Source organism: Burkholderia sp. Bp9090, from assembly GCF_003857985.1.
Lineage (GTDB): Bacteria > Pseudomonadota > Gammaproteobacteria > Burkholderiales > Burkholderiaceae > Burkholderia.
Window position 1 is genome coordinate 24,171 of record NZ_QTPV01000047.1, and the last position, 23,281, is coordinate 47,451.

At 67.8% G+C, this 23,281-nt stretch carries 21 protein-coding genes and 1 pseudogene; 12 read left to right on the top strand and 10 right to left on the bottom strand.

The window, feature by feature from the left end; genetic code table 11:
* Positions 1–275: 275 nt before the first annotated feature.
* Positions 276–1,853, bottom strand: a complete 1,578-nt coding sequence (locus DIE16_RS30335; RefSeq protein WP_124894010.1) for an aldehyde dehydrogenase (NADP(+)) — start codon at positions 1,851–1,853, stop codon at positions 276–278.
* 278 nt (positions 1,854–2,131) lie between these two features.
* On the opposite strand from DIE16_RS30335, the pseudogene DIE16_RS30340 reads away from it, so the two are divergent.
* Together DIE16_RS30340 and DIE16_RS30345 are read left to right on the top strand one after the other, a co-directional pair.
* A pseudogene (locus DIE16_RS30340) lies at positions 2,132–2,345 on the top strand (MFS transporter); the annotation flags it as partial.
* Between the two features lie 132 nt (positions 2,346–2,477).
* The gene (locus tag DIE16_RS30345; protein ID WP_124489348.1) at positions 2,478–3,326 is read left to right on the top strand and encodes a helix-turn-helix domain-containing protein; all 849 of its coding nucleotides are present in this window, start codon (positions 2,478–2,480) and stop codon (positions 3,324–3,326) included.
* Positions 3,327–3,332: 6 nt separating this feature from the next.
* Here DIE16_RS30345 and DIE16_RS30350 read toward each other — a convergent pair whose 3' ends face one another.
* Complete coding sequence (locus tag DIE16_RS30350; protein ID WP_044845744.1) at positions 3,333–3,959, bottom strand: LysE family translocator; 627 nt, start codon at positions 3,957–3,959, stop codon at positions 3,333–3,335.
* Positions 3,960–4,133: 174 nt separating this feature from the next.
* Here DIE16_RS30350 and DIE16_RS30355 point away from each other — a divergent pair, with 174 nt between their 5' ends.
* A complete protein-coding gene (locus DIE16_RS30355) occupies positions 4,134–4,598 on the top strand; it encodes an Lrp/AsnC family transcriptional regulator (RefSeq protein ID WP_044845745.1) in 465 nt (154 codons plus the stop codon).
* A 206-nt stretch (positions 4,599–4,804) separates the two neighbouring features.
* Positions 4,805–5,833: a hypothetical protein gene (locus tag DIE16_RS30360; RefSeq protein WP_124894011.1), complete on the top strand. Its 1,029-nt coding sequence runs from the start codon at positions 4,805–4,807 to the stop codon at positions 5,831–5,833.
* A gap of 166 nt (positions 5,834–5,999) precedes the next feature.
* Here the strand turns inward: DIE16_RS30360 and DIE16_RS30365 are convergent, their stop codons facing one another.
* From DIE16_RS30365 to DIE16_RS30390, 6 genes are read right to left on the bottom strand one after another with little or no spacing between them, the layout of a single operon-like run.
* A complete protein-coding gene (locus DIE16_RS30365; RefSeq protein WP_185735534.1) occupies positions 6,000–7,211 on the bottom strand; it encodes an acyl-CoA dehydrogenase family protein in 1,212 nt (403 codons plus the stop codon).
* A complete protein-coding gene (locus tag DIE16_RS30370) occupies positions 7,208–8,065 on the bottom strand; it encodes a hypothetical protein (RefSeq protein ID WP_124894012.1) in 858 nt (285 codons plus the stop codon). Before DIE16_RS30370 ends, DIE16_RS30365 begins: the two co-directional genes overlap by 4 nt.
* Positions 8,066–8,118: 53 nt before the next feature.
* Positions 8,119–8,775: a methionine ABC transporter permease gene (locus tag DIE16_RS30375; RefSeq protein WP_044845749.1), complete on the bottom strand. Its 657-nt coding sequence runs from the start codon at positions 8,773–8,775 to the stop codon at positions 8,119–8,121.
* Complete coding sequence (locus DIE16_RS30380; RefSeq protein WP_124489345.1) at positions 8,768–9,976, bottom strand: methionine ABC transporter ATP-binding protein; 1,209 nt, start codon at positions 9,974–9,976, stop codon at positions 8,768–8,770. The genes DIE16_RS30375 and DIE16_RS30380 overlap by 8 nt, the downstream gene beginning before the upstream one ends.
* Positions 9,977–9,994: 18 nt before the next feature.
* Entirely contained in the window at positions 9,995–11,413 is a 1,419-nt protein-coding gene (locus tag DIE16_RS30385; RefSeq protein ID WP_124489344.1) for an LLM class flavin-dependent oxidoreductase, read from the bottom strand.
* 10 nt (positions 11,414–11,423) lie between these two features.
* A complete protein-coding gene (locus tag DIE16_RS30390; RefSeq protein WP_124489343.1) occupies positions 11,424–12,254 on the bottom strand; it encodes a MetQ/NlpA family ABC transporter substrate-binding protein in 831 nt (276 codons plus the stop codon).
* A gap of 434 nt (positions 12,255–12,688) precedes the next feature.
* Between DIE16_RS30390 and DIE16_RS30395 the strand changes: the two genes are divergently transcribed.
* The 6 genes from DIE16_RS30395 to DIE16_RS30425 all read left to right on the top strand — a co-directional run bounded on the left by DIE16_RS30395 (position 12,689) and on the right by DIE16_RS30425 (position 19,213).
* Positions 12,689–14,053 carry a 2-hydroxycarboxylate transporter family protein gene (locus DIE16_RS30395; protein ID WP_124523783.1) on the top strand — a complete coding sequence of 455 codons (1,365 nt, stop codon included), beginning with the start codon at positions 12,689–12,691 and terminating at the stop codon, positions 14,051–14,053.
* A gap of 144 nt (positions 14,054–14,197) precedes the next feature.
* Positions 14,198–16,084 carry an ATP-binding protein gene (locus tag DIE16_RS30400; protein ID WP_124894013.1) on the top strand — a complete coding sequence of 629 codons (1,887 nt, stop codon included), beginning with the start codon at positions 14,198–14,200 and terminating at the stop codon, positions 16,082–16,084.
* Entirely contained in the window at positions 16,074–17,435 is a 1,362-nt protein-coding gene (locus tag DIE16_RS30405; protein WP_124894014.1) for a sigma-54 dependent transcriptional regulator, read from the top strand. The genes DIE16_RS30400 and DIE16_RS30405 overlap by 11 nt, the downstream gene beginning before the upstream one ends.
* Before the next feature lie 25 nt (positions 17,436–17,460).
* A complete protein-coding gene (locus DIE16_RS30410; RefSeq protein WP_124894015.1) occupies positions 17,461–17,796 on the top strand; it encodes a DUF3579 domain-containing protein in 336 nt (111 codons plus the stop codon).
* A 272-nt stretch (positions 17,797–18,068) separates the two neighbouring features.
* A complete protein-coding gene (locus DIE16_RS30420; protein WP_124489338.1) occupies positions 18,069–18,365 on the top strand; it encodes a hypothetical protein in 297 nt (98 codons plus the stop codon).
* The gene (locus DIE16_RS30425; protein WP_124530217.1) at positions 18,362–19,213 is read left to right on the top strand and encodes an alpha/beta fold hydrolase; all 852 of its coding nucleotides are present in this window, start codon (positions 18,362–18,364) and stop codon (positions 19,211–19,213) included. The genes DIE16_RS30420 and DIE16_RS30425 overlap by 4 nt, the downstream gene beginning before the upstream one ends.
* A 105-nt stretch (positions 19,214–19,318) precedes the next feature.
* Here the strand turns inward: DIE16_RS30425 and DIE16_RS30430 are convergent, their stop codons facing one another.
* Positions 19,319–19,759, bottom strand: a complete 441-nt coding sequence (locus DIE16_RS30430) for a PACE efflux transporter (RefSeq protein WP_124530218.1) — start codon at positions 19,757–19,759, stop codon at positions 19,319–19,321.
* Positions 19,760–19,857: 98 nt separating this feature from the next.
* Here DIE16_RS30430 and DIE16_RS30435 point away from each other — a divergent pair, with 98 nt between their 5' ends.
* Positions 19,858–20,748: a LysR family transcriptional regulator gene (locus DIE16_RS30435; protein ID WP_124530219.1), complete on the top strand. Its 891-nt coding sequence runs from the start codon at positions 19,858–19,860 to the stop codon at positions 20,746–20,748.
* 168 nt (positions 20,749–20,916) lie between these two features.
* Complete coding sequence (locus tag DIE16_RS30440) at positions 20,917–21,834, top strand: AraC family transcriptional regulator (RefSeq protein WP_124530220.1); 918 nt, start codon at positions 20,917–20,919, stop codon at positions 21,832–21,834.
* Here DIE16_RS30440 and DIE16_RS30445 read toward each other — a convergent pair.
* The gene (locus DIE16_RS30445) at positions 21,797–23,203 is read right to left on the bottom strand and encodes a hypothetical protein (RefSeq protein WP_260434480.1); all 1,407 of its coding nucleotides are present in this window, start codon (positions 23,201–23,203) and stop codon (positions 21,797–21,799) included. The two genes, DIE16_RS30440 and DIE16_RS30445, sit on opposite strands and share 38 nt — an antisense overlap.
* Positions 23,204–23,281: the final 78 nt, after the last annotated feature.

A 23,281-nucleotide genomic window follows, 5' to 3' on the forward strand; every position in this document is an offset into this window, starting at 1 on the left:
TTGGTTTTTGTCGGTCTCTCAGGCTCGCCTGCGGACCGGCGGGTCCGAGGCCTCGCTAATGTAGGAGAAATTCCGGCGGCGTGGAAGCCGCCATCCATCTCGTCAAGGCGGCGCATCATGAGAAGCATCATTCGATGCCCCCCGCTCTCTAATCGAGCAAAACCGGCCCTCCATCAAAAAGGCGGCGGGGTACCCGTGGGCACCGTGCGCCGCCTTGTTTCAACCTTGCCGGAACGCGCCCCTCCCGGGACGCGGCCTTCAGTCGTCCTGCGCCTTCACTCCGCCTTCCCGTCCCGCAGCCGCGGAATGTCGAGCGGATTGCTTTCCTGCAGCCCTTCGGGCAGCAGGTCGTCCGGGAAGTCCTGGTAGCACACGGGCCGCAGGAAACGGTCGATCGCGGTCGCGCCGACCGACGTGACGGCCGGGTTCGACGTCGCCGGGAACGGCCCGCCGTGCACCATCGCATCGCACACCTCGACGCCGGTCGGGTAGCCGTTGACGAGCAGGCGCCCGGCCTTGCGTTCGAGGATCGGCAGCAGGCGGCGCGCGAGCGGCTTGTCGTCGGCGTCCAGTTGCAGCGTGGCCGTCAGCTGGCCCTCCAGCGCGTCGAGCACGCGCGCGACTTCGTCGAGATCGCGGCAGCGCACGATCAGCGACGCCGGCCCGAACACCTCGTGGCCGAACGCCGGTTCGGCCAGGAACGCCTGCGCGGCGACTTCGTACAGCGCGCCGCCTGCCTGGCATTCGGTCTGCGCCGCCTCGCCCGCGCCGATTTCGCGCACGCCCGGCAGTTCGGCCAGCTTGCCGCGGCCGCTGCGATACGCGTCGGCGATGCCGCGCGTCAGCATCACGCCGGCCGGCTTCTTCGCGAGCGCCTGTGCGGCGACGGACTCGAAGCGATCGAGATCGGGGCCGTCGACCGCCAGCACGAGACCCGGGTTCGTGCAGAACTGGCCGGTGCCGAGCGTCAGCGAATCGACGAAGCCGGTCGCGATCGCGTCGCCGCGCGCGGCCAGCGCGGCCGGAAACAGCACGACCGGGTTGATGCTGCTCATTTCCGCATAGACGGGAATCGGTTGCGGGCGCGCGTTCGCGAGCTGCACGAGCGCCATGCCGCCCTGCCGCGACCCGGTGAAGCCGACGGCCTGGATCGCCGGATGGCTGACGAGCGCCGCGCCGATCACGCGGCCGGGGCCGATCAGCAGCGAGAACACGCCGGCCGGCATCCCGCATTTCGCCACCGCCGCGCGGATCGCGCGGCCGACCAGCTCGGACGTGCCGAGGTGCGCCTCATGGGCCTTCACGATCACCGGGCAGCCGGCCGCGAGTGCCGACGCGGTATCGCCGCCGGCCACCGAGAACGCGAGCGGGAAGTTGCTCGCGCCGAACACGGCGACGGGCCCGAGCCCGACCTTCTGCAACCGCAGGTCCGAGCGCGGCAGCGGCGTGCGCGCGGGCTGCGCGGGATCGATCGACGCGGCGAGGAAGCGCCCGTCGCGCACGACGCGCGCGAACAGCCGGAGCTGGCCGACGGTGCGGCCGCGCTCGCCCTGCAGCCGCGCGACGGGCAGGCCCGTTTCGGCGTGCGCGCGTTCGACCAGCGCGTCGCCGAGTGCGACGATTTCGTCGGCGATCGCCTCGAGAAACGCCGCGCGGGCCGCGAGCGGCTGCGTGCGATACGCGTCGAAGGCGTCGCGCGCGAGTTCGCACGCGCGCTCGACATCGGCCTGCGTCGCGACGCCGAAGGCCGGCGCATCGATCGGCGCGCCCTTCGTCGGGTCGAACGCGCGCAGGGTACCGGCCGAGCCGGCCACCGCGTCGGCGCCGATCAGCATCTCTCCAGTCAGTTGCATGGGTGTGCTCCGTGGTTCGGGAATGGTTCGCTCATTGTAGCCCAACAGATATGATGTCTGCTGACGACATGGCGATATTCCCGTCGCGCCACAGTTACTCGACCGCAGGCCACAAACCCTTATCCATTCGGCACAAGCAGGAAATTCTTGCCTCTCCTTCGGCCGTCCGAAGGGAAAACCCGAGGTGTGCGCACGCCCTCGTTGCAGGTAAGTTTTGGCTCATGTCATACGACGACATATATTAAGCATTCAGTCGGCGCACCTCTAGAGATCTTCCGATCAAACTCGCCGGCAGCGCGCGTGCCGCACCGCCGTGCGCTACTGGATCCGGGCGCCGCTGTCCGTCGTCACGACGCTCAACGATGCGGACCGCACGACGCCGTCGGTCACCGGCATGCCGATCCGCAAGGCGTTCGGCATGATCCGGTGACGACGGGCCGGATCTTCCCGGCGCTCAGCCGGGCGTACGTGCTCGCGCAACTGCCGAGCGGCCGGTTCCCCGATTCGTCGATCGAGTTGCCCATCGGGCGCAGGCAGCGGGCAGCATCGGCGCTGCACACCGATCCGGAATGCTTACCTCGCAGGTAATGCCCGGCGCGCGCGGGATTGCCTATCATCTTCGTCATGAACTCGACCGCCACCCTCCAATCGCTGCCCCCGTCCGCCGGCCGCGCGTCTGGCATCGGCTCGCTGCTGCGCACCTGGCGTCAACGCCGCCGCCTGAGCCAGATGGCGCTCGCGCTGGAGGCCGAGGTGTCCGCGCGGCACCTGAGCTTCGTCGAATCGGGGCGCGCGCAGCCGAGCCGGGAGATGGTGCTGCATCTCGCCGAGCGCCTCGACGTGCCGCTGCGCGAGCGCAATGCGCTGCTCGTCGCGGCCGGCTATGCGCCGCTGTTTCGCGAGCGGCCGTTCTCCGATCCGCAGCTCGATGCGGCGCGCCAGGCGGTCGAAGCTGTGCTGCGCGGCCACGAGCCCTACCCGGCGCTCGCCGTGGATCGCCACTGGACGCTGCTCGCCGCGAACCGGATGCTCGGCGCGCTGGTCGCGCAGGCCGATCCGGCGCTCCTGCGGCCGCCCGTCAACGTGTTGCGGCTGAGCCTGCATCCCGACGGCCTCGCGCCGCGGATCGTCAACTGGCACGAGTGGCGCGCGCATATCCTGCACCGGCTGCAACGGCAGATCGACGCGAGCGGCGACCGCACGCTGCATGCGCTGCGCGACGAACTCGCGAACTATCCGGCACCGGCCGGCCAGCCCGCCGACACGCAGGCACGCGCCGACTACGCGGACATCGCGGTGCCGCTGCGGCTACGCACGGCAGCCGGCGAACTGACGTTCTTCAGCACGACGACGGTGTTCGGCACGCCGGTCGACGTCACGCTGTCGGAACTCGCGATCGAGGCGTTTTTCCCGGCGAATCCGGAGACGGCGGACGCGATGCGCGCGCTGGCGGACGCGTTGCCGGCGCAGTGAGCATCGTCAACGACGCTCGAACGCCAGCTTCACGCCCAACCCGAGCAGGACCGCGCCGCTCGCCCGGTGCATGCGGGTCAGGATGCGCGGATTGCGCCGGATCGACGTCGACAGCAGGCCGGCGAACAGCGCGACCGGCCCCTTGACGAGAAACGTCAGGCCGGCAAACGTCGTGCCGAGCACGAACAGCGACAGCATCGGATGCGCGGCGCCCGCGGGGACGAACTGCGGCAGGAACGCGAGATAGAACAGCGCGACCTTCGGATTCGACACGTTGGACAGCGCGCCTTGCGCGAACGTGCGCAACCCGGACGCCGGCGCGTCGCGACCGCTCGCGAGCGTCAGCTCGCCCGACGAACGCAGCAGCGTGATGCCGAGGTACAGCAGATACAGCGCGCCGATCATCTTCAATGCAGTGAACAGCCATTCGGATGCCTGAAGAAGCGCACCCAGCCCGAGCGTCGCGAGCATCGTATGCACGAGCAGCCCGACGCTGACGCCCGCCGCGGTCACGAGGCCCGCCCGCGTGCCGCCGGATAGCGTGCGCGACATCACGAGCACCATGTCCTGGCCCGGCGTCAGAATGATCAGAAGGGAAGTGGCCATGAACGGCAACCAGGCTACGTGCGGCATCGGAACTCTCCTGAAAGCGGCGCCAGGCGGGACGGGCGGGAATCGCGCGCGTCCGATGAGCCGGGCAGTCATCGGATTATCGGCAACTTGCCGTGGAGAATGGCTGCGAAGTCGGCTACTTTCGCGGCACGATTTGGCGTTATTCTCCAATATCGACTTTATCGGTAGTCAAAAATGCCAATCAAGCTGGATGCCATCGATCGGCGCATTCTGCGTGCGCTGCAACGGAACTCGAACCAGACGAACGCCGAACTCGCGCAGCAGGCCGGCCTCTCGCCCACGCCCTGCCTGCGCCGCGTTCACCTGCTGGAGGAACAGGGCGTGATCGACGCGTACGTCGCCCTGCTGAACCCGGCGGCCGTCGAGCTGCGGTTCACGGCCTTCGTGCGCGTCACGCTGGAACGCCAGGACAAGACGACCGTCGAGCGCTTCGCGCGCGAGATGGAGCAGGCGCCGGAAGTGCTCGAATGCCATCTGATGGCCGGCAGCTACGACTATCTGCTGCGCGTCATCGCGAAGGATCTCGACGACTATCAGCGCTTTCAGATGGAGACGCTCACGCAGATCGAAGGCGTACGCAACGTCGAAACCGAGATTCCGCTGAAGCGCATCAAGCAGACGGTGCGTCTGCCGATCTAGGCAGGCGGAAAGGCAACGGTGTGCGCACCGCTGCCTTCGGATCAGGCGTCAGAACACTACAATGACGTCCGTTCGTACAAGATCCTGAAATGTCGTTCGCCACCCGGGCCACGCCGGCGGCGGCACCCTTCACTTGACGATGCCGGCACGCCCCGGTCTACCGCGGCCATTCCAACAATGATTCCGCTCGGTCGTTCGCCTGTCTCATGATTCCCGCTCCGATTTTCTCCGGCACCTTCTTCATCGTTCTCGGCATTTCGTTTCTGGCGGCCGTCTCTGTCGTGCTCTGGATCGTTGCGCTGGTGCTGTTTCCGCCTGCACGACGATCGTTTCGTGTATACCGGCGACGCTCCACCGCCATCTTCGCCGCCCTGTGCGTGACGAGCAGCTTCGTCGTCGCGATGGTGGCGATCGGGCTGCAGGCCGAGGCGAACATCAGGAAGGAAGAGGCCGCGAAGCATCCCGCGCTCGTGAAGAGCGAGCGTCTGCTGGGCATCGACATGCCGCCCGGCACGCGGCTGTCGCTCTCGACTGCCGGCGACATGAACTCGATCGAGACAGTCGAGTTTCCGCACGCGGTCGATGTCTACGGCATTGCGGCCGTCGCGCTGACGGTCGGGACGGAATTCGACGATGAAGCGCCGCGCAACGACCGGGACCTCGCCACCCTCACCGCACTGACGCTCACCACCACCGGGCCCCGGACGATCGATGGTTGGACCTGCGATTCGAAAGCGCCGCTGAAGATCGTGCTGCGCAACGATGCGCGGACCAGGACGCTCTGGTCATGCCACCTGGCCGACGGCAATCGCGTGGCCGGCGGTGTCGTACCCGCCGGGTCGCGCGTCATGAGAAGCACCACCACCTATGGGGACGGCATGCGCGACAACGACTATTGGGAGATCAGGGTCGCGGAAGGCGACGTGTTCGAATTGTCATCGCTACCGCTGCGTCACCCCGAACTGCGACTCGATCGGGAACGCACCGTTCTCGCGTTCGACTACGCGACGCTGGCGCGTGCGGCGAGCGTCGGTAACATCGCCTACCCGGCCGGCACCGAAGTCACGTTCGGGGTGCGCGGGCTGCGCGAAGACTACCCCGGTGCGTGGCGCTTCAGGACACCCGGGCGCCAGCACGCGGTCGACAAAAACACGGGACCGATCGCCGATGGTGCGTCGGTCGTACAGGCGCCTTCGGGGAAGGTTTACGCGATCTTCCCGGGTCGTACCGACTGAATGCGCTGCGCCATCACCGGCTGGCGGCCGGGTGCGAGCGCAGCGGAATGGTGATTGCACGGTTCGCGCAGAAATGCCGAAGTCCCGCAAGGACGCGGGCGCGGGCGTCGGCTATCGCCGGCAAGCCACACCGAGCGGCATGGCGACGCCGGACGGTTTGCCGACGCTACGTATAAAGCGACGCCAGCGGCAGTTCCCCCGTCAGCGCGAACCGGCCGACGTCGCGCAGCCGATAGTCGAGCGGATCGTGCAGCGTATGCGTGCGCGCGTTGCGCCAGAAGCGGTCGAGGCCGAGCGATGCAGCCGTCGCACGTGCGCCGCACGTGTCGAACAGCGCCTCGCCGTTCTCGAGCGCCGCGCGCTGCGCGACGATCTTCGCATCCGACACCGCGAGTGCCACCTCGGCCCGTTCGTCGGCCGTCAGCGCGTCATGCCGCGACCATGCGCGCTGCAACGCGACGGCCGCGCGGTCGGCGAGCGCCGCCGCCGCGACCGCCTGCACGCGCATGTCGCCGAAGCGCTGCAGCGTATAGGGATCGTCGCTCGCCTGCGCGACACCCGCGTTGATCCACGGCCGGCCGTGCTTCAGCACGTAGTCGCGCGCCTCGGCCAGCGCGCCTTCCGCGAGCCCGACGAACAGATTCGTCAGCACGAGCTGCGACACCAGCGTGCGCAGCGTCGCGCGTGGCGTCGGCGGTGTCTCGGAGCGGTGCAGCACCTCGTCCGGCGCGAGCGTCACACCGTCGAAGCGCACGCTGCCGCTGTCGGTCTGGCGCTGGCCGATCGGATCCCAGTCCTCGTTGACCGTGATCCCGTCACGATCGGTCGGCACCACGCCGAACACGGCGCGGCCCGTTTCCGGATCGTGCGCGGACACGGTCATCCGCTGCGAGCCGCGCGTGCCCGAACAGAAGCCCTTCACGCCGTCGAGCCGGTAGCCGCCGTCCGGCGTCGCGGTCGCCGCGAGCCGCGTGTCGAGCGGATTGACCGCATTGCCCCACCACCAGCGATGCTCGACCGTGCCGCGCAGATAGCGTTCGCGCTGCGCCGCGCTGCCCCACACGTCGACGCTCACCACCTGCAGGATCTGGAACCCGACCAGATGCGCGAGCGCGCTGTCGACGCGCGCGATCCGCCGGATCGTGTCGTAGATCGCCGGCCACTCGGCTTCCTGTCCGCCGAATTCGCGCGGCACCGCGAGCGTCAGCAGGCCCGCGTCGGCGAGCCGCTGCTTTTCGTCGGCCGCGTGACCGCCCGCGCGGTCGCGCTCGGCAGCCGTCGCACGCAGCGCGTCGATCGCACGCGCCAGCGCATCGGCGTCGAGCGCGCGTGCGTCGGTTTCCGGCGCCAGCGTCGCCGGGCCGCGGGGATCGTTCATGCGACGGCTTCCTGTGCAACGGTTTCGTGCGCAACGATTTCGCCCGACAACGGCACCAGCGCGCCGAGCCGGCGGCCGGTCAGCCGCGACAGGATCTCGCGCCGCCAGTCGTCGTAGATCGCGCGGTATTCGGCGATATCCGCACCGAACACGTGCGCGGTGTGCGCGTATTCGTCATGCAGATAGCCGTCGAGCCGCGCCTGGGTTTCCTCGTCGGCCGCGATCACGCGGTCGATCAGCGCGTCGCGCTCGGCGGGCGGCAGCGCGTTCAACGTGTCGAACCACCACTGGACGATCTGCACGCGATGCCACTCCTCGTCCGGACGGATCCGGTTCTCGCCGTGCTCGCGCATCGCGCCGTCGGCGATGCGGCCGGTCTTGCGCTGGATCCACAGCTTCGCGAGGATGTGCAACTCGTAATGCCATTCGAACGCGAGAAAGCCCGCGACGTCGCGTACCGCGATGTCGCCGATGCGTTCCCAGTGCGCGGCGACGAGCCGCTCGACCTCCGACAGCGGATCGCGGCCCGTCAGTTCGGTCACGCGCTCGCGCCCGATCACCGCGTGCGCGCCGTCGTCGCCGAGCTGGCGCGACAGGATCAGCTGGAAATGCGGGTCATCGCGAAACAGCGTGTCGATCGCCTTCGCGACGACCTGCACGATGAACAGGTCGTGCGACGCCATCTTCGTGTAGTAGTCGGCGACGGCGGCGAGCTCGTCCGCGCCGTGCGGCTCGCGCGGCGGCGTCGCCAGTTTGTCAGGGAAGCCGGGGCGATGGCGTCGTGCGACGTCCAGAAACAGGGCTTCCTCGAATTGTCCGTTCCATTCGCGCGGCGCGCCGATGGGCAAGGTCATGGGTATCGTTCTCTCAGGGTCTCAATGAAAAGAGCCGGCGCTCGTGGCGCCGCTCAGGTACGCCGGGTCACGCGTCGGACCAGGCGGTCGCCCGTGATTTGCACGGCCGAAACGAGTGCGATCAGGATCACGATCACGGTCACCATGACGGTGGTGTCGAAACGCTGATAGCCATAACGGATCGCGAGATCGCCGAGCCCGCCCGCGCCGACTGCGCCCGCCATCGCGGTCGAGCCGATCAGCGCGACGACGGTGATCGTGAAACCGCCGAGCATGCCGGGCAACGCCTCCGGCAACAGCACGTGCCACACGATGTGGCGGCGTTTCGCGCCCATCGCGAGCGCGGCCTCGATCAGCCCGCGATCGACTTCGCGCAGGCTCACTTCCGCAATCCGCGCGAAGAATGGAATCGCCGCGATCGACAGCGGCACGACGGCCGCCCACACGCCGATCGTCGTGCCGATCAGCACGCGCGTGAACGGCAGGAGCGCGACGAGCAGGATGATGAACGGTGTCGAGCGGAACACGTTGACGAGCGCGCCGAGCACCGCGTTCAGGCCACGCCGCGCGTAAATGCCGCCGGGCGCGGTCGTCACCAGGATCACCGCGAGCGGGATGCCGATCAGCGCGGCGATCGCGGCCGACGCGGCGACCATCGACAGCGTGTCGCGGATCGCGTCGAGCAGTTCGGGCCACCAGAGTTCAAACATAGCCGAGCACCTCCGCATGATTCGCGTGGCGGCGCGCGCGCTCGAGCAACGCGGCGACCGCGCCGCCGCGTGCCGGCGGGTGGCCGGCGTCGTCCGCGCGCGGCGACGCCGCGATCACGAGGCGCCCCTGCGCATGCCCCTGAATGCGCTCGATCCCGCCGTGCAGGAAGCGCACCGAGCCGCCGAGCGCCGCCGCGAGCGCGCCGACGTCCGGCTCGCCGCTGCTTTCGCCCGTATAACGGACGTCCAGCACGACTTGCGCGCCGTCGGGCAGCGCGGCCAGCTCGGGCAACGGCTGCACGCGCGCGGCGAGTTCGGCCGGCAGGTCGTGCACGAGCGTGCTGAGCAGGGCACGCGTCGCGCCGTGGCGCGGATCGCCGAACACGCGCCACACCGGGCCCGTTTCGACGACCTCGCCCTGTTCGATCACCGCGACCGTGTCGCACACCGCGCGGATCACTTCCATCTCGTGCGTGATCAGCACGATCGTCAGTCCGAGGCGGCGGTTGATGTCGGCGAGCAGCGCGAGGATCGATTGCGTCGTCTCGGGGTCGAGCGCCGACGTCGCCTCGTCGCACAGCAGCACCTCCGGGTCGTGCACCAGCGCCCGCGCGATGCCGACGCGCTGCTTCTGGCCGCCCGACAGGCTCGCCGGATACGCGTCGCGTTTCGCGGCCAGCCCGACGAGATCGAGCAGCGCCTCGGCCTTGCGCGTGCGCTCGGCCTTCGGCACGCCGGCGATCTTCAGCGGCAGCGCGACGTTCTCGAACACCGTCTTCGCCGACAGCAGGTTGAAATGCTGGAACACCATGCCGGTGCGACGCCGCAGCGCGACGAGCCCGTCCTCGTCGAGCGTGCCGACGTCGACGCCCTGCACGCGCACGCTGCCCGAACTCGGACGTTCGAGGCCGTTCACGAGCCGCAGCAGCGTCGACTTGCCGGCACCGCTGCGGCCGATGATGCCGAACACCTCGCCGCGCCGCACGTCGAGCGTCACGTCGCGCAGCGCGGCGGCCTGGCCGCGCGGCGTCGCGAACACCTTGCCGACGTGTGCGAACGACACGGCGGCGGCGCCGTCGGCCCGCGCGGCCGCTGCGTTACGCGAATCATGCGCGTCATGCACCTCATGCACGTCCGCACCCGCACCGGCGCGCACGGCCGATGCCTCGATGAAACCCAGCGTGTCGAACAATTGCGTCATCGCTTCGCTCCGTCACGTTCATGCATGCGCGGGATGCCCGGGTTCGGGCGCCGGCACGGCGGCCGGCCGGTGCTGCGCGCCCGTGTGCCACGCGGGCAGCCGCGCGCCGGCGCCGAACAGCTTCTCGCGCAGCGTCGGCGCGGGATCGTAGTCTTCCTTGTAGATGCCGCGGTTCTGCAGCTCGGGCACGACCCAGTCGACGAAATCCTCGAACGACTCGGGCATCACGGTGCGCGTCAGGTTGAAACCGTCGATGCCCGTTTCGTCGATCCACGACTGCAGTTCGTCCGCGACTTGCGACGGCGAGCCGACGATCGGCGCATAGCGGCCGCCGAGCGACATCTGTTCGAGCATCCGGCGCACGGTCCACGTGCCGGTCGTGCTCTTGCGCGAGATCGCGTCGACGGCCGACTGGATCGAGTCGGTCTTCACGTACGAAATCGGCTCGTCGAGGCCGTACTTCGCGAAATCGATGCCGGTCGAGCTCGCGAAATGCGCGAGGCCGGCTTCCGGGCTCGCATAGCGCCGGTATTCGTCGAACTTCTCGCGCGCGAGCCGCTCGGTTTCGGCGGTCACGACGCTCACGCCCGCGAAAATCTTGATCGATGCGGGATCGCGCCCCTGCCGCGCGGCGGCTGCGCGAATATCCAGCGCCGCCGCGCGCGCCGCGGCCTTGCTCTGCCCGTTCACGAACACGCACTCCGCATGCCGCCCCGCGAACTCGACGCCGCGCGCGGACGAGCCGGCCTGGTACAGCACCGGCGTGCGCTGCAGCGACGGCTCGCTCAGGTGGATCGCGTCGACCGAATAGAACGGCCCGTCGTGCTTCACGCGCCGCACCTTGCCAGGCTGCGCGAACACGCGCGCCTGCGTGTCGCGGATCACCGCGTCGTCGTCCCAGCTCTGTTCCCACAGCTTGTAGACGACGTCCATGTAGTCGTCCGCGCGTTCGTAGCGGTCGTCGTGGCCGATCTGCTGTGCGAGGCCCATCCCGCGCGCGGCGCTGTCGAGATAGCCGGTCACGATGTTCCAGCCGATGCGCCCCTTCGTCAGGTGATCGAGCGTCGACATGCGGCGCGCGAACAGGTAAGGCGGCTCGTAGGTCAGGTTCGCGGTCACGCCGAAGCCGAGATGTTGCGTGACCTGCGCCATCGCGGGCACGAGCAGCAGCGGATCGTTGACGGGCACCTGCACCGATTCGCGCAGCGCGGCGTCCGGGCCGCCGCCGAACACGTCGTACACGCCGACGATGTCCGCGAGAAAGATCCCGTCGAACTTGCCGCGTTCGAGCGTCCTCGCGAGATCGGCCCAGTAGTCCAGATCGGTGTAGTGCGCGGAGCGGTCGCGCGGATGCGTCCACAACCCGTGGTTGATGTGCCCGACGCAGTTCATGTTGAACGCGTTGAGCAGGATCTTCTTGCGGTTCGCCGTCGTCATGTCGCCTCCGTCACCACGCGATCGCGTACAGCGAGCCGAACGCGTTGTCGAGCGCACGGCGCACCGCCGGCGAATGCTGGTAGATCGCGATGAACTTGCGGATGCGCGCGTCGTTCACGCTCTCGGGCCGCACGACCCACTGGATCGCGAAGTTCTTGTTCTCGGTGCCGTCGAACAGCAGCGCGCTGTTCGGGTCGGTCGTGCCGGCGAGCTTGATGAAGCTCGGATAGCCCTGCGCGAGGTCGACGTCATCGAGCGAGCGCGCGAGCTGCGACGCTTCGAGCGGGATGATCTTCAGGTGTTTCGGGTTGGACACGATGTCGTGCGTCGTCGCGCGGTAGTCGGCGCCCGGCTTCAGCGTGATGAGGCCCGCGCGCTGCAGCAGCAGCAGCCCGCGCCCGCCGTTCACCGGGTCGTTCGCGATCGCGACACGCGCGCCGTCCTTCAGCTCGTCGAAGCGCTTCACCTTCTTCGAGTAGAGGCCGATCTTCATGATCGTGCCCGGCGCGATCGACACGAAGTTGTAACCGCCCTGCTTCTTCGCGTTCTCGAGAAACGGGATGTGCTGGAAGTAGTTGACGTCGATGTCCTTGTTCGCGAGCGCCGCGTTCGGCGTGTTCCAGTCGGTGAACTCGACGATCTTCACGTCGAGGCCCTGCTCCTTCGCCTCCTTCGCGGCAATCTTCAGCGCGTCGATCTGCGGGCTCGTCGAGATGCCGACCTTCAGCGGCGCGGTGTCGGCACGGGCGCCGTTCAGCATCAGGACGCCGAGCAGCGCGGCTGCCAGCAGGCGGGCCACGCGGCCGGAGGAAAAGCGGGCGGAAAAAACGGCATGCAGCATGGGAACCACTCTCCTGTCCAAAGACGGTATCGACGGATGAGCGGCGCCGCGGCGAACGCGCGGGCGTTCTCCGGACAGTCGTCGTCACATCGGAAAAAGATCAGCCGATGATAGAGAGCGGCAGGAAGGCGGTCTACGAAGCGATTGTGCGAAGAAAATCGCGTGCGGCGATATGGCGCCACGGCGCGCGTCCGATGCGCGGGCGGCCGCCCCGCCGGCCATCGGGCCGAAATCTCGGCCTGCCCGCCGGGCGAATTCCGAAATCTCGGCCACCCGGGTGTTGCCATTCTTTCCCCAGACGAAACAAAATCCTTATAAATCAATGCCCTAAAAATATTCCGGCAGGCCGGAATGCTTGGCACGGGGGTTGCATTAAGAGACGCCACACGATGCCGCGTAGCAATGCGGGCATTCCAAACATCAGGAGACACGTCTTGCAGACCTCAATCCCCACCCAATCCCGTCCGGAGGCACTTGCCGAAGCCGGTCCCGCCACGCGCACACGCTTCTGGCCGGAAGGCTGGTGGAAGCTGATGGAAATCCGCATCGGCATCATCCCGCTGCCGGTCTACGTGATCCTGTTCGGGCTGATCGTCGGCTTCGCGGTGACGGGCAAGGTGCCCGGCGAGATCTCGATGGCGATCGCCGTGCTCGCGTTCTTCGGCTTCACCTGCGCGGAACTCGGCAAGCGCCTGCCGCTCTTGCGCAACATCGGCGCGGCCGCGATCTTCGCGACCTTCGTGCCGTCGGCGCTCACCTACTACCACGTGCTGCCGAAGCCGGTGCTGAACCTCACCGTCGAGTTCACGAAGTCGACCAACTTCCTGTACCTGTTCATCGCGTCGATCATCGTCGGCAGCATCCTGAGCATGGACCGGCGCGTGCTGATCCAGGGCTTCGTGAAGATCTTCATTCCGCTCGCCGCCGGTTCGGTCGCGGCCGCGATCGTCGGCACGGCGGTCGGCACCGCGCTCGGCCTCGGCGCGCGCCACACGCTGCTGTACATCGTCGTGCCGATCATGGCGGGCGGCGTCGGCGAAGGTGCGATTCCGCTGTCGATCGGCTATTCGGAACTGATGCACCTGCCGCAGGGCGAGATGTTCGCGATGGTGCTGCCGCCGGTGATGCTCGGCAGCCTGACCGCGATCATCCTGTCGGGCGCGCTCGACATGCTCGGCAAGCGCCTGCCGCACCTGACCGGCAACGGTCGCCTGCAGGTCGGCGAAAGCGGCGACATGACGCCGGAAAGCGAGGAGATCCGCGGCCACGTCGACGTCACGCACATCGCGGGCGCCGGCATCACGGCGATCACGCTGTACCTCGTCGGCCTGATGGCGCACAAGCTGTTCGGCCTGCCCGCGCCGGTCGCGATGCTGTTCCTCGCGGTGCTGGTGAAGCTCGCGCGCGCGGTGTCGCCGCCGCTGCAGGAAGGCGCGTTCGTCGTCTACAAGTTCTTCTCGACCGCCGTCACGTATCCGCTGCTGTTCGCGATCGGCGTCGCGATGACGCCGTGGGACAAGCTGACCGCCGCCTTCACGATCGTCAACGTCGTCACGATCGTGTCGACCGTCGCGACGCTGATGGGCACCGGTTTCGTGGTCGGCCGCCTGCTGAAGATGTACCCTATCGACACCGCAATCGTGAACGCCTGCCACAGCGGGCAAGGCGGCACCGGCGACGTCGCGATCCTGACCGCCGCGAACCGGATGCAGCTGATGCCGTTCGCGCAGATCGCCACGCGCATCGGCGGCGCGATCGTCGTCACCGTGACGCTGATCCTGGTCGCGCATTTCGGATGACGCGCCGCTGCGCGCACCGTCGCGCAGGCTGCTTCGCACGCGCCGCCGCCGGCCTTGCCGGCGCGCGGCGCGTGTCGTTGTGGCGGGGCGTTTGGGACGGCCGGTCGCGGACGGCCGGTTGCGAGCGACCGGTTGCGGGCATCGATGAGGGCGAACGTGCAGAAAGGCTTCAAGGGAATCCCGTGGTGGGGCTGGGCGTCGGCCGCCGTGCTGTATGTCGGCGTGGCGGGCGCGGCGGTCGATTTCGCGTGGGAACGCGCGATCGACGCGCTCGAGGAAACCGGCGCGCACCGGCTCGACCTGTATGCGTCGAGCCTCAAGAGCGAACTCGGCCGCTTCGAGATCCTGCCCGGCCTGGTCGCCCGGCAAGACGGCGTGCGCGCGCTGCTGCGGGCCGCTCCGCAAGACCGGCCCGCGCTCGCGCACACGGTGGACACGTATCTCGAAGCCGTGAACCGCGACGCCGGCAGCGGCGCCGTCGACGTGATCGACCTGCGGGGCGAAGTGATCGCCGCCAGCAACTGGAACGAGACGATCAGCTTCGTCGGCACCAACGTGTCGTACCGGCCGTACTTCAAGGATGCCCTGGCGCACGGCAGCGGCCGCTTCTTCGGGATCGGCACCAACACCGGCGTGCCGGGCGTCTATTTCGCGAGCGCGGTGCGCGACGGTGGCGTGCCGATCGGCGCGGCGGCCGTGAAGATCAGCGTCGACCCGCTCGAATCCGCGTGGCGCGCGCCGGGCGTCGCCGCGATGGTGGTCGACGGCAACGGCGTGATCGTGATCTCGACCGAGCCGGCGTGGAAGTTCACCGCGCTGCGCCCGATCACCGCGCAGCAGCAGCGCGACATCCAGGCGTCGCGGCAATACGCGGGCCGCACGGTCGACATGCTGCCCTACCGCCACCTCGGCGACCGCAGCGCCGCCGCATGGTTCGGCACGTTCCCCGATCCGCGTCACGCCGGCCGCAGCACGCGCTATCTCGTGATGTCGCGGCCCGCGCCGCAGGCCGGTGATTCGCTGATGGTGCTGCTCGACATCGCCGGCGCGCGGCGCCAGCAGCAGACCGCGTTCGCGTTCGTCACCGGCGCGTTCCTGATCGCCGCGCTGCTGGCCGGCTACGCGATCCAGCGGCGCCGGGCGATCGTCGCGCGGCTGAACGCGCAAGATGCGCTGCGCCGCGCGAACGACCGGCTCGAGCTGACCGTCGCGCAACGCACGGCCGCGCTGACGGCGGCGAACGAGCGGATGCAGCGCGAGATCGTCGAGCGCGAGCGCACCGAGCAGCGGCTGCGCGATTCACAACAGGAAGTCGTGCACGCGGGCAAGCTCGCGGTGCTCGGGCAGATGGCCGCGGGCCTCACGCACGAGCTGAACCAGCCGCTCGTCGCGATCCGCACGCTGTGCGACAACGCGCGTACGTTCTTCGAGCGCGGCCAGCCGGCGCCGGCGTATGCGAATCTCGAACGGATCGGCAAGCTCGTCGACAGCATGGCCGTGCTCACCGGCGAGCTGAAGACCTTCGCGCGCAAACCCGACGTCGAGCGCGTCGCGGTGTCGCTGAACGAGGCCGTCGCGCATGCGCGCCTCATCTACGATGCGCGGATCCGCGACGAAGGCGTGCAGCTCGACGTGAACATCGCGCCCGGCACGACGGTGTCCGCGGAATCGAGCCAGTTGCAGCAGGTGATCGTGAACCTGCTCGGCAACGCGCTCGACGCGGTGCACGACGCGCCGGTGCGGCGCATCGTGATCGAAGCCGCCGGGCCGGACGACGACGGCCGCGTGCGCTTCTCGGTGGCCGACAGCGGCGCGGGCATCGCGCCCGACGTGCTGCCGCACCTGTTCGAGCCGTTCGTCACGACCAAGCCGCGCGGCCAGGGCCTCGGGCTCGGCCTCGCGATCACGTCGCGCATCGTCGAGGCGTTCGGCGCGAAGATCGCCGCGACGAACCGCGACGAAGGCGGCGCGCAGTTCAGTATCGAATTCGCGGCGGCGACGCCGCAACAGAGGATAGAGCATGGAAGATGAGATTCGCGTGCTGGTCGTCGAGGACGATGAAAACGTCCGGATCGGCGTCGAGCAGGCCGTCGCGCTCGCCGGGTTCCCGGTCGACGCATTCGCTTCGGCCGCCGACGCGCTCGCGCACGTCGCGCCCGGCGCGCCGCTGGTGATCGTGTCGGACGTGCGGATGCCCAGCATCGACGGGCTGCAGCTGCTCGACCGCGTAATGGCCATCGATGCGCAGATCCCGGTCGTGCTGATCAGCGGCCACGCGGACATCTCGACGGCCGTCGGCGCGATGCAGGACGGCGCGTACGATTTCATCGAGAAGCCGTTCTCGTCGGACGTGATCGCCGGCCGCGTCGCGCGCGCGGTCGAGAAGCGCCGCCTGACGCTCGAGGTGCAGGGGCTGCGCGCGGCGCTGAACAACTGGCAGGGCATCGAGGCGTTCGTGCTCGGCAAGTCGCCCGCGATGGCCGACGTGCGCAAGAAGATCCTGCGGCTCGCCGATACGTCGGTGTCGGTGCTGATCACCGGCGAGACGGGCACCGGCAAGGAACTGATCGCACGCGGCCTGCACGACTTCGGCGGCCGGCGCGATGCCCATTTCGTCGCGCTGAATTGCGGCGGCCTGCCCGAGCAGGTGTTCGAGAGCGAGCTGTTCGGCCATGAGGCCGGCGCATTCACCGGCGCGATCAAGAAGCGCATCGGCAAGATCGAATGGGCGCACGGCGGCACGCTGTTCCTCGACGAGATCGAGACGATGCCGATTCCGCTGCAGATCAAGATGTTGCGCGTGCTGCAGGAGCGCGTGGTCGAGCGGCTCGGCGCGAACGAGCTGATTCCGGTCGACTGCCGCGTGGTGGCCGCATCGAAGGCCGATCTCGCCGAACTCGCGGCCGACGGGCGCTTCCGCGCGGACTTGCTGTATCGGCTCAACGTCGCGCAGATCGAGCTGCCGCCGCTGCGCGAGCGGCGCGAGGACGTGCCGCTGCTGTTCGAGCATTTCGTGCTCGCGGCCGCACGGCGCTTCGGGCAGCCAGCGCCGGTCGTCACGGCTGCGCAGGTGTCCGAACTGATGACGCATGCATGGCCGGGCAACGTGCGCGAATTGCAGAACGTGGCCGATCGCTTCGTGCTCGGGTTGACCGGCGACAGCCTGCTGTCGTCCGGCGGCGCGCCGGCGGCCGGCGGCACGCTTGCCGAGCAGATGGCGTATTTCGAGCGGATGCTGATCGAAGACATGCTGCGGCGTCACAACGGCAACGTGGCGGACGCGAGCGTCGCGCTCGGCATGCCGAAGAAGACGCTTTATCACAAGCTGCGCAACCTGCGGATTCCCGCGCGCGGCGACGCGGCGGCCGACGGCGGCGAATGACGCGAACGAGGATACGCAGAACAGCATGGATCGCATCGACATCACCGAACGCGGCCGCATCGACGGCCACCTGATCCGCGGCGTCACCCGCGCGCGGAAAACCTTCCGACCGAGCGACTGGCCTGAGCGCCTCGCGGGTGTCATCACGCTGTTCGTAGGCGAGCGGCGGCCCGGCTATCCGTGCGCACTGTCGCGGCTCGCGATGCCGGTCGTCGACTGCGGCGCCAAATGCCTGTTCGTGTCGGACGAATTGCGCGACGTATGCGCCGACGCGTTCGACTTCGCAATGCAGTTCGCCGCCGACAACGACCTTCCCGTCGAGCTTCAGACCGCGCCCGCGCTGGCGGTGCGGAGCGCCTGAGCAAAAAGCGCGGTCACGCGATCGGCGCGCCCCTCATTGAACGTCTTGAGGCTCGCGACATATGTTTGGCCGTTTTCATGGCCGAGAATGAGGCCCCGCTACGATCGGGCGCCGCAGTCTCCTGGATCAGGCGCCACGCATTCGCTTTCTCGAACAACGCCCGGAAAGCATCAAGCGCCACGCGCGCCAGCATCGGGTTCGGCAGGGGTTTCGTATCGCACTCGCTTGGCCAAGTGAAATCACTTGGCCATGTTAAATAACATGGCCAAGTCATGACCATCGCCGGCGCGCCGCAAGCGTTGCTCGATTCGGCACCGCTTTCACTCGTCATTGTCGATGCCCGGCTCATTGTTCATGGCACCGGCCGAGACCTTCGCACATTCGGGGACGGAACATTAACGTACCCGATCCGTTACTCGACTCGTTCGCTGTCTCTCAGCCGGACAAGGGTTTTCAGCCGAGCCATCAATAAAATTGATCGTCACGATGAAAATTATGCGTTTTCCTTGCAGCTTGCCGTGAGGCATAGTTGCGACGTGATGACGCACCCATTGAGTTTTCAGTCATGAACATGCGAATCGAGCCTTCGGTGCTCGCGAACCCCGACCTGCAATTTGCGACGCTTTCGTCAGGCATCAGCCTGCCGTATGTCGAGCGGGGCAGCGGCGCGCCGATGGTGTTCGTGCACGGATCGTTGTGCGACTACCGTTACTGGGATCCGCAACTCGCGTCGCTGTCGGCCCACTACCGCTGCATCGCGCCGAGCCTGAGCCATTACTGGCCGGCCGTCGAGGCGGGCATCCAGGACGAGTTCAGCTGGCAGAACCACGTCGACGAGCTCGCCGAATTCATCGACGCGCTCGATCTCGGCCCCGTGCATCTCGTCGGCCACTCGCGTGGCGGCAGCGTCGCGTTCAACGTCGCGCGCCAGCATCCGCAGCTCGTCGACACGCTGACGCTCGCCGATCCCGGCGGCCCGCTGCAACAGCCGGGCGTGCGCGAAGCCGCGCTGCCGGCCGCCGCGATCGCCCTGCGCACGCAGGCCGTGAACCTGATCGGGCAAGGCGAAGTGGAAGCCGGCCTCGAGATGTTCGTCGACTCGGTGAGCCTGCCCGGCGCCTGGAAGAAGAGCACGTCGCGCTTTCGCACGATGGCGATCGACAACGCGAGCACGCTGCCGAAGCAGCTGCAGGATCCGCTGCCCGCGTATTCGCAGCACACGGCATCGGATATCGCGTGCCGCACGCTGCTGATCGACGGCCAGCGCAGCCCGAAGATGTTCCGCAACAACGTCGACACGCTGTCGCAGTGGATCGGCGATGCACAACGGCAGACCGTCGCCGGTGCATCGCACGGGATGAACACGGCGAGCCCCGCCGTGTTCAACCGCTACGTGCACGAGTTCGTCGCCGCGTAACGCTCGCGGGCGGCATTCGCTCCGCCCGTCACTTCCCGTCACTTCCCGCCCCTTTCCTGAACGAAGCGATACGGGCTGCCCCGCATCGCTTCGCCCGCCTCCACGTCAGATGATCGGTTCGGGCTTGCGCGTCACCGCATCCGGCAACCCGAACACGCTGTCGAACGACCAGTTGTACGCGAACGTGAAGATCGGGAAGAACACGATCAGCACGGCGTCGTACAGGAACGCCTGCCACAGCGACACGCCGAGCCACCACGCGATCAGCGGAATCAGGAACGTCACGAGCGCGACCTGGAAACCGATCGCATGCACGACGCGCCGCGCGACGGTGCGCGTCGTTTCCGCACGCCGCCGCTCCCACGCCTCGAACCCCAGGTTGTACAGAAAATTGACGATGACGCCCGTCGTCGAGATCATCATGCCGAGCAGGCCGCTCGACGTCGCGCTCGCGCCGCTCAGCATGCCGAGCACCGACGACGCGACGAGGATGCCGAGCACCTCGAACATCACGACGTAGACTATGCGTCTCTTCCAACCTTGCATGACCCACCACCTTCATATCGAACAAGGTGGCGAGACTACAGCGGGCATTTCGCCGGCAAAAGTCAGGTCCTTTCAATTTTTCTGACAGGAAGCCACGCATGCTGACCAGCGACCACATCGACATGCTGCTGACCGTCATCGACAAAGGCTCGTTCTCGGCGGCCGCCCGTGCGCTCGGCCGCACGCCTTCGGCAGTCAGCATGGCGATCGCGAATCTCGAGGCCGAGCTGGACCTCGTGCTGTTCGACCGCGGCACGCGCGAGCCGACGCCGACCGCCGCGATGGCTGCGCTGCTGCCCGATGCACGGTCGATCGCCGAACGGCTGCAGGCGCTGCGCGCGCATGCGCAGCATCTGTCGGAAGGCGTCGAGGACACGCTGCGGCTCGGCCTCGCCGCGGAGCTCGACAGCGCGCCCGTTGCGCGTGCGCTGACGGCCGTCGCCGCGAAGTATCCGGCGCTTGCGATCAGCATCGTCACCGCGCCACAGGACGCGATCGTCGACGCATTGCATCGCGGCGCCGTCGATCTCTGCGTCGCGTACGGCGGGCTCGATCTTCATCCGCAGGAACAGATCCACGCGCTGTGGACCGAGACGCTGATCGCCGTCGCCGCGCCCGGTCATCCGTCGATCGCCGAAGCCGCGCATCCCGAGGCGATCGAGCGCTTGTCGGGGTTCCGGCAGATCGTGATCGCCGACCCGGAACGGCCGCTCACCGATGTGCGGCCAGTAATCGGCAACCGCACGTGGAAGGTGACCGACATGGCGACCGCGATCGCGCTCGTGAAGGCCGGGCACGGTTGGGCGAACCTGCCCGAATCGCTGATCGGCCGGTATGTCGCCGACGGCGAACTCGCGCCGCTCGTGTTCGCGAACATCCGCAACGGGCTGCCGCTGCCCGTGTATCTGCGGCGACCGAAGCACACGGGGCTCGGCAAGGCGGCGAGCGAGTTGGTGCGTGCGCTGCGCTCGGCAGCCGACCCTACCTGATCGTCGCGGCAGCAGCCGGCACATCGCGTGCCGCCGGCCGATCGCGACGTCGACGCACGCGCGGCGCGAGGTAAGAATCGAGTAAGCATCGCGACCTACAGTGTGTTCGTTCGAGCGAACCGCTCGCCAGATCAGACGATAGGAGAACGCGTGGTCAGCCGCCCAGCCATGAGGGACGTCTGCACGATTGCGCCGAACGGAAGCCGCGTCAGCTGGCATCCGCCGCAGAAGTGGAGACGGCAGCCCGTCGCCCCGTCGCGCGCGGCCGTCGCGATCGAGCACTACATCGCGGGCGCCACCGAAGTCGTCGATCTGGAGACGACCGGCCCGATCCTCGGCATGTACCTGCAGGCACCGACGACGCTCGAGTTGCGCACGAGCGGCGGCCGGTGGGCAGCGACGCGCATCCGCGGGCCGCTCGCCTATGCGCCGCCCGGATTCTCGTTTTCCGGCCGATGGTCCAGCGAAATCGAATGGCTCAGTGTTCACTTCGACTCGGCCTGGCTGTCGCGAACGGGGCTTCAGTCCGACCTGTGGTTCGCGTCGGCGGCGCTGCGGATGGACGTGATCGACGACCTGCTCACGCAGATCGTCCGCAGCCTCCACGAAGACGCCGTCGCGGGGATGCCGCAGGGCCCGACCTACGCGGAAGCACTCGGGGCCGCCGCGTTGCACCGGATGCTGCATCTGGAAGCGCGGCCGCACGCGAAGCAATATGCGCACGAGGCGATGATGCGCCGGGCCGGCGAGTACATCCGGGACAATTTCCAGAGCCCGCTGACGCTGACGACAGTGGCCGATGCGGTCGGCTACCCGGGCGATCTTTATTCGTTCATCCGGAGTTTCAGGAAGGCCAACGGGCTGACGCCGCATCAGTACATCATCGAAAGCCGCCTGCAAGCCGCCCGCCGCCTGATCGAGCACGGCCGCTGCGACGTGACGGAAGCCGCGCTCGACTGCGGCTTCTCGTCGGCGAGCCACTTTTCGGCGACGTTCCGCAAGCGCTGGGGCGTGTCGCCGTCCGAACTCAAGCCGCGTGCCGCGGCCGTTACGCCAACGGAAGCGACAGAATCCACAGGCCGCTGATCGTCAGTGCGATCGTCAAGGCCAGCAGCGGCAACTGGCCGACGATCGCGCGACCGGCCGGATTGCCGCTGCGCAGCGCGATCGCGTGCGTAAGCATCACACTCAGGATATGTCCGGCGAGAATCAGGAGGACTTGCGCATGCCAGATGTATCCGACGTTGATAAGCGCCTGTGCAGCCGACACCTGATCATCCGCGGCCGCGACCGGCAACAGCGTCCAGCCGAACCCGAGCGGATCGGATAGAAGCCGGACGATCTGCCGCCCCTGGTCCCGGAACAGCGTGAAGTAGTGGCAGACGTTATAGAAGAACGAGATCGGCAGCAAAATCAGACAGAACTGCTGCGAAAAGACCGCCCCATCCGATGACGACCGCGAACTGATCGCACCCAGCGCGCAGCACCCGCGGAACAGCAGGTAATACGCGACGCCGACGGCCGCGAACGCGAGCCATTGCCACGTCAGCAGGATCTCCGCGGACCATGCATAGCTTTTCCCGAGCGACGGAAGCAGATCGACGACGTGCGGATAGATGCGGCGCCAGAAGAACGCGTTCCACGTAGCCGTGTCGCGCAACCCGTCGTAGGCCGTCGACGACAGCATGAACGACAGAAACGCGACGATGCTGGTATCCGCCGGTGCGCGCGACAGGTCGGCAAGCGGGTTTCGCGGTTCGACGATCACGCGCTGGCCGCCCGTCGTGCGCCATTTCAGCGGCGACAGTTTCGCGCACAACCTGCACAGCAAGCCGAACGTATCGCAGTGGACGAGCCACCGCTCGCGCCCGAAGCACCATGCGCCGATCAGCGCGTACACAGCATACGCAATGAGAAACACGCTCGCATCCCGAGGCCGTGCGGCCCCGAACAGTTCCAGCGCGATGAGCGCGATATAGCCGCCCAGCGCGGGCCATGACGCGAGGCGTGGCGGATAGCGATAGCGCCCGCGTTCCATCGCAGGGAAACGGCGCGCGGCGATTCGCAGCAGCAGCGCAAACGGGTTGGACAATGCGTAGACGTCGCCCAGTATCGCGCTGGCATAGACCGAACCCAGATAGAACCAGAGCCAGAAACCCGACATCGCGAGGTTCAGGAACGGGTTCGCAGTTCCCGCGATGCCAGCGACGATCAGGAGCGCGACGAATGCTGCACTCAGGATTTGCCCTGTTTTCACGATCGCAGCCGGGATTCGCAGCGCGTGTACGCGTGTTCCCGGATGCCATCCCGGATCGGGAACACGCGTGCCGGACGCAAACGCCAGGATCATGAACGAAACCATCAGCGTGCCGGTGGCCGCATACGCATACAGCCACAACGGAACCGGTAAGTAGTACGGAATGTTCCAGGCATGCGCGCTCGCGTCAGCCGGCATGATGAACATGACAAGCGACAAAGGCGACGCTGCCAGCCACCTCTTCGTGCCCGATGCAGCTCCTTCGAAGCGGTTCCT